4 protein-coding genes and 1 tRNA gene are annotated in these 5,400 nt (G+C 70.2%); 2 read left to right on the top strand and 3 right to left on the bottom strand.

Features of this window, described 5'->3' with window-relative positions:
- Positions 1–46: 46 nt before the first annotated feature.
- On the bottom strand, positions 47–1,105 hold the full coding sequence (locus OOT08_RS15800; RefSeq protein ID WP_325093792.1) for a hypothetical protein: 1,059 nt from the start codon (positions 1,103–1,105) through the stop codon (positions 47–49).
- 94 nt (positions 1,106–1,199) lie between these two features.
- Here OOT08_RS15800 and OOT08_RS15795 point away from each other — a divergent pair, with 94 nt between their 5' ends.
- Complete coding sequence (locus tag OOT08_RS15795; protein WP_325093791.1) at positions 1,200–1,796, top strand: TetR/AcrR family transcriptional regulator; 597 nt, start codon at positions 1,200–1,202, stop codon at positions 1,794–1,796.
- A gap of 220 nt (positions 1,797–2,016) precedes the next feature.
- On the opposite strand, the gene OOT08_RS15790 is transcribed toward OOT08_RS15795, so the two are convergent.
- Positions 2,017–2,092, bottom strand: a tRNA-Val gene (locus tag OOT08_RS15790).
- A gap of 71 nt (positions 2,093–2,163) precedes the next feature.
- Entirely contained in the window at positions 2,164–2,628 is a 465-nt protein-coding gene (locus OOT08_RS15785) for a peroxiredoxin (RefSeq protein WP_325093790.1), read from the bottom strand.
- A 262-nt stretch (positions 2,629–2,890) separates the two neighbouring features.
- On the opposite strand from OOT08_RS15785, the gene aceE reads away from it, so the two are divergent.
- A partial coding sequence (gene aceE, locus OOT08_RS15780) for a pyruvate dehydrogenase (acetyl-transferring), homodimeric type (RefSeq protein ID WP_325094013.1) occupies positions 2,891–5,400 on the top strand: 2,510 nt, incomplete at its 3' end.

The raw sequence follows: 5,400 nt of genomic DNA, 5'->3' as shown, positions 1-5,400 counted from the left end.
CCGTTTCCGGGGGGCGGGGCGTCCTCGTTGCCGCCGGTGCGCGCGGCTACGCGCGTGCCGCGGCTCCCCGCTCGCCGGGAACGCGCCCCTCGAGGCGCACGCCCGGCACCCGGGCCGCGCCCGCGAGGTTCAGCACGTCGCCGCCCAGGGTGACCCCGGGCACCGCGCCCCGGCCCAGCGCCGCCAGCGCCGTGGCCGCCGTCAGCTCCGCGGTCGCCCGGCTCTGGTTCACGCCGGTCGCCCGGAGCGTCTCCCCCGTCCGGCGGTTGACCGCCGTGACCGCCCAGCGCTCGTCGCCGAGCGGCGGCACGACCCGCAGCAGTCCGGCCAGCCGCGGCAGCCGGGCGAGCACGCCCAGGCTCCCGGTCATCGCCCGGCTACTCAGCGCGAGGTAGCTGCGCACCCGGAGGCCCGGGTCCGCCCCCGGAGCCATCCGAAGCAGCGTGTGGTCCGGAAAGTCCGCGCGCAGGTAGCCGCGGGTCCCCCCGCGCGGGCCCGCGGCACCCCCGCGCCCCCGGGCGTCGCCCTCGGCGAAGGCCCGGCGTTCCCGGAGGTTCTGCACCCGCCCGCCCTCCGCCGCGTCCGCGAGATCCGCCCCGATCAGCCCCGCGGTCCAGTCCACCGCCGCCGGGCCGTGCCGCTCCCCGGAGCCGAGCATGATCCCGAGGTCAATCTCGTCGCCGGGCCGGGTGTCGAGGGCCCGGGCCAGCGCGGTGGTGAGGCCCGGCGCGAGCCCGACCCCGAGGACGAGCGCCGCCCCGGTTCGCGTCGCGGGCGCGGCCGCGAGGGCCGCCAGGTAGGCGGCGCTCGCGCTGATATCGAGCAGCTGCGCCCCGCCGAGGTGAGCGGCGAGGGCGGGGTGTTCCGCCCCGCTCGCGTTCAGCACGAGCCGGTGCCGTGCGGCCGCTTCCCCGAGCCGCGCGAGATCCGCCGCGCTCGCTTCGGGGCCGAGATTCAGGCTCACCCCGCCCTCGGGGCGGGTTCGGCCGGCGGGGGTCACCCGGAGGCCCGCGCCGCGCAGGCGGTCCAGGATCGTGGAGCCGACGGCCCCGCTGGCCCCGATCAACAGGACATCGCTTCGGTCGGGGGTGCTGGCAGCGTTCACAATTCTCCAAACAGTTAGTTGGTATTGCTCGAACAGTACCGCCCGTCAGGGGCAAATTCCAACCTGACGTTTGGAGATTGAGTAGACTCCCAGCATGGCCTGGGACACGGAACGCACGCGCACACTCCTCCTCGACGCGGCGACCGTGGAGTTCAGCGCCCACGGCTTCGCCGGGGCGCGGATCGATCGCATCGCCACGGCGGCCGGGGTCAACAAGGAGCGCATCTACCCCTACTTCGGTGGCAAGCTCGGGCTCTTCGACGCGGTGCTCGACCGGGCGCTCGACGACTTCCTGGGCGCCGCGCCGCCGCCGGGCACGGGCGCCGAGGCGCTCGCAGCCTATGCGGGGGCGCTCTTCGACGCCTACGCGGCCAGCCCGGCCCTCCCCCGGCTCCTCGCCTGGGAAGGCCTCGAGCTCGCGGGCGACGCCGAGGCCACCCTGGAGCGGCAGAGCGGCTGCGCCGCGAAGGTCGCCCAGATCGCCGACTCCTTTCCCGGCCTGAACCGCGAGCGCGCCGCCGAGCTCCTCGTCGCCATCGTGGCGCTGGTCACGAGCCACTGGTCGCTGCCCCAGTTGCCCGCCATGATTCAGGGCCGCTCGGCTACTCCGGGCGAGCGGCGGGCCGCGATCACCACGCAGGTTCGCGCCCTGGCCGAGGCCGAGCCCGAGGCCTCGCCGGACACCGTCTAGGCCAGCCCGAGCCGCCCCCCAGTCCGGCTTCTTTTTCGATTCTCGGCAAAAACGGGGCCGCAATTCCGAAAAGATCGCGAAAATAACGCAGTATTTCTGCGAGCCGGGACGCCCCGCCGACTCAGGATATTCGCCCCCGGCACACGCAAAAGCGGCCGCTCCCGAAGGAAACGGCCGCTCGCGTGCGCCCCGCGAGGATGCGCTGGCGCGTGTGATGCTGTGGTGGGCCCTACCGGGATCGAACCGATGACATCCACGGTGTAAACGTGGCGCTCTACCAGCTGAGCTAAAGGCCCTCTCGCTCCCGCGCCGCGGGAACCCCTTGAGTGTACGGGATTCCCGCGGGCGCGGAGAAATCGACTCGCCGTTAGGCCGTGAGCGCCGTGATCGCCTCGCGGTATGCGCCAAAGTCGCGTGCCTCGCCGGGGGCGGTTGCGAAGGCGGCCGCAACCGTGCCGTCCTGAGCGATCACGTAGGTGCCGCGGGTCGCGATCCCGGCGTCGTCCAGGAAGACGCCGTAGTCGCTCGACACCTTGCCGTGCGGCCAGAAGTCGGACAGGATCGAGAACTGGTAGCCCTCCTGCTCCGCCCACGCGCGCAGGGTGTACTTCGAGTCAACCGAGACGCCGACGAGGGTCACCGAGGAGTCATCGAAGGCGGCGATGTTGTCCTGCAGCTCGCAGAGCTCGCCCGTGCAGATGCCCGAGAAGGCGAGCGGGAAGAACACGAGCACCACGGGGCGCTCGGCGAGCAGGCCGGAGAGGCTGATCTCCTCGCCAAACTGATTCTCCAGGGTGAAGTCGGGGGCGGTGGTGCCTACGTCGAGGGTCATCGTCGATCTCCTTCCGGGGCCGTTTCCGCGGCCCCGAGTGTGTCCGAGTGGGGAATTTCCAGTCTAGCGACACGGCCCCGCCCGCGGTTTATCACGGTTTCCCCCACCGCGGGGGAAAATTGTCCCCCCGAGAGGGCAGAATAATCGCGATTCTTCGGTAGTGTGGTCCCTGGTCGGATTCGCAGCCTTCACCGTGGCAGCGGGAACCGATGCCACCGCCCCAAGACGGCGTCGCGTGGCACTCTCAAGGAAGGGCTTAACGTTGGCAGTAAACAACCAGGATCCGTACTCCGTACACAACCGCGATATCGATCCTCAGGAAACCGCCGAGTGGCAACAGTCGCTCGATCAGCTGGTCGCCGCGCACGGACCCCAGCGCGGTCGCGAAATCATGATGAGCCTGCTGTCACGCTCGAAGGAACTGCACCTGAACGTGCCGATCGTGCCGACCACGGACTACGTGAACACGATCGCCTCCTCGAACGAGCCGCTCTTCCCCGGCAACGAGGAGATCGAGCGACGCTACCGCTCCTGGATCCGCTGGAACGCCGCCATGCTCGTGCACCGCGCCCAGCGCCCCGGCGTCGGCGTCGGCGGCCACATCTCTACCTACGCCTCCTCCGCGTCGCTGTACGAGATCGGCTTCAACCACTTCTTCCGCGGCCAGGACCACCCGAGCGGCGGCGACCAGATCTTCATCCAGGGCCACGCCTCCCCCGGCATCTACTCCCGCGCCTTCCTCGAGGGCCGGCTGAGCGCCGATCAGCTCGACGGCTTCCGCCAGGAGAAGAGCCACGCGGGCGGCGGCATCCCCAGCTACCCGCACCCCCGCCTCATGAACGACTTCTGGCAGTTCCCCACCGTGTCGATGGGCCTCGGCCCGATCAACGCGATCTACCAGGCGCAGACGAACAAGTACCTCACCAACCGCGGCATCAAGGACGCGAGCGACCAGCACGTCTGGGCGTTCCTCGGCGACGGCGAGATGGACGAGGTCGAGAGCCGCGGGCAGCTCCAGGTCGCGGCGAACGAGGGGCTCGACAACCTGACCTTCGTCGTGAACTGCAACCTGCAGCGCCTCGACGGCCCGGTCCGCGGCAACTCGAAGATCATCCAGGAGCTGGAGAGCTACTTCCGCGGCGCGGGCTGGAACGTCATCAAGGTCGTCTGGGGCCGCGAGTGGGACGACCTGCTCCAGCGCGACTCCTCCGGGGCGCTCCTGAACCTCATGAACGTCACCCCCGACGGTGACTTCCAGACGTACAAGGCCGAGAGCGGCGCCTTCGTCCGCGAGCACTTCTTCGGCCGCGACGAGCGCGCCCTGAAGCTCGTCGAGGACTACTCCGACGAGCAGATCTGGGGCCTGCGCCGCGGCGGCCACGACTACCGCAAGGTCTACGCCGCGTTCCAGCAGGCGATGGAGCACAAGGGCCAGCCCACCGTGATCCTGGCGCACACCATCAAGGGCTACGGCCTCGGCCCGCACTTCGAGGGCCGCAACGCGACCCACCAGATGAAGAAGATGACGCTGGAGGACCTGAAGCTCTTCCGCGACACGATGCACATCCCGATCACGGACGCGCAGCTCGAAGAGAACCCCTCCCTGCCCCCGTACTACCACCCGGGCGAGCAGGACGAGGCGATCCAGTACATCCACGAGCGCCGCCGCGAGCTGGGCGGCTACCTGCCCGAGCGCCGCTCCTCCTACACGGATCTCGCGATCCCCGAGGAGAAGAGCTACGCGATCGCAAAGAAGGGCTCCGGCACGCAGGAGGCGGCGACCACGATGGTCTTCGTGCGCCTGCTCAAGGACCTGATGCGCGACGGCGAGTTCGGCAACCGCATCGTGCCGATCATCCCCGACGAGGCCCGCACCTTCGGGATGGACTCCTTCTTCCCGACGAAGAAGATCTACAACCCGCACGGGCAGACCTACACCTCGGTCGACCGCGAGCTGCTGCTGGCCTACAAGGAGAGCCCCCAGGGCGTCATCCTGCACGTCGGCATCAACGAGGCCGGGGCCGTGGCCGCCTTCACCGCGGTCGGCACCTCCTACTCGACGCAGGGCGAGCCGCTCATCCCGGTCTACGTCTTCTACTCGATGTTCGGCTTCCAGCGCACGGGCGACGCGATCTGGGCGGCGGGCGACCAGATGGCGCGCGGCTTCATGATCGGGGCGACCGCCGGGCGCACCACCCTGACCGGTGAGGGCCTGCAGCACGCCGACGGCCACTCGATGGTGCTCGCGGCGACGAACCCCGCCGTGATCGCCTACGACGCGGCCTACGGCTACGAGATCGGCCACATCATGCGCGCCGGAATCGAGCGGATGTACGGCGGCACGCACCCGGACCCGAACGTCATGTACTACCTCACGGTCTACAACGAGCCCTATGTGCACCCGGCCGAGCCGGAGAACGTGGACGTGGACGGCATCGTGCGCGGCATCCACCGCGTCAGCCAGGCCGAGGAAGGCCCCATCAAGGCGCAGATCCTCGCCTCGGGCGTCGCCGTGATCTGGGCACGCGAGGCCCAGGAGCTGCTCCTGAACGACTGGGGCGTGGCCGCGGATGTCTGGAGCGTGACGAGCTGGAACGAGCTGCGCCGCGACGGCGTCGCCGCCGAGGAGCACAACTTCCTGTACCCGTCCGAGCCCGCGAAGACGGCCTACCTGGCCGACAAGCTGGCGGACGCCGAGGGCCCCGTGGTCGCGGTCAGCGACTGGGCCACCCAGGTGCCCGACCAGATCCGCGAGTTCGTGCCCGGCGACTT

Source organism: Leucobacter sp. M11, assembly GCF_035726885.1.
Lineage (GTDB): Bacteria > Actinomycetota > Actinomycetes > Actinomycetales > Microbacteriaceae > JAPFRB01.
This window is presented reverse-complemented; position numbering and strand designations above follow the sequence as displayed.

Excerpts from the sequence above, each read along its gene's own strand:
- OOT08_RS15795 (WP_325093791.1), top strand. The coding sequence starts at position 1,200 with ATGGCCTGGGACACGGAACGCACGCGCACACTCCTCCTCGACGCGGCG.
- OOT08_RS15785 (WP_325093790.1), bottom strand. The coding sequence starts at position 2,628 with ATGACCCTCGACGTAGGCACCACCGCCCCCGACTTCACCCTGGAGAAT.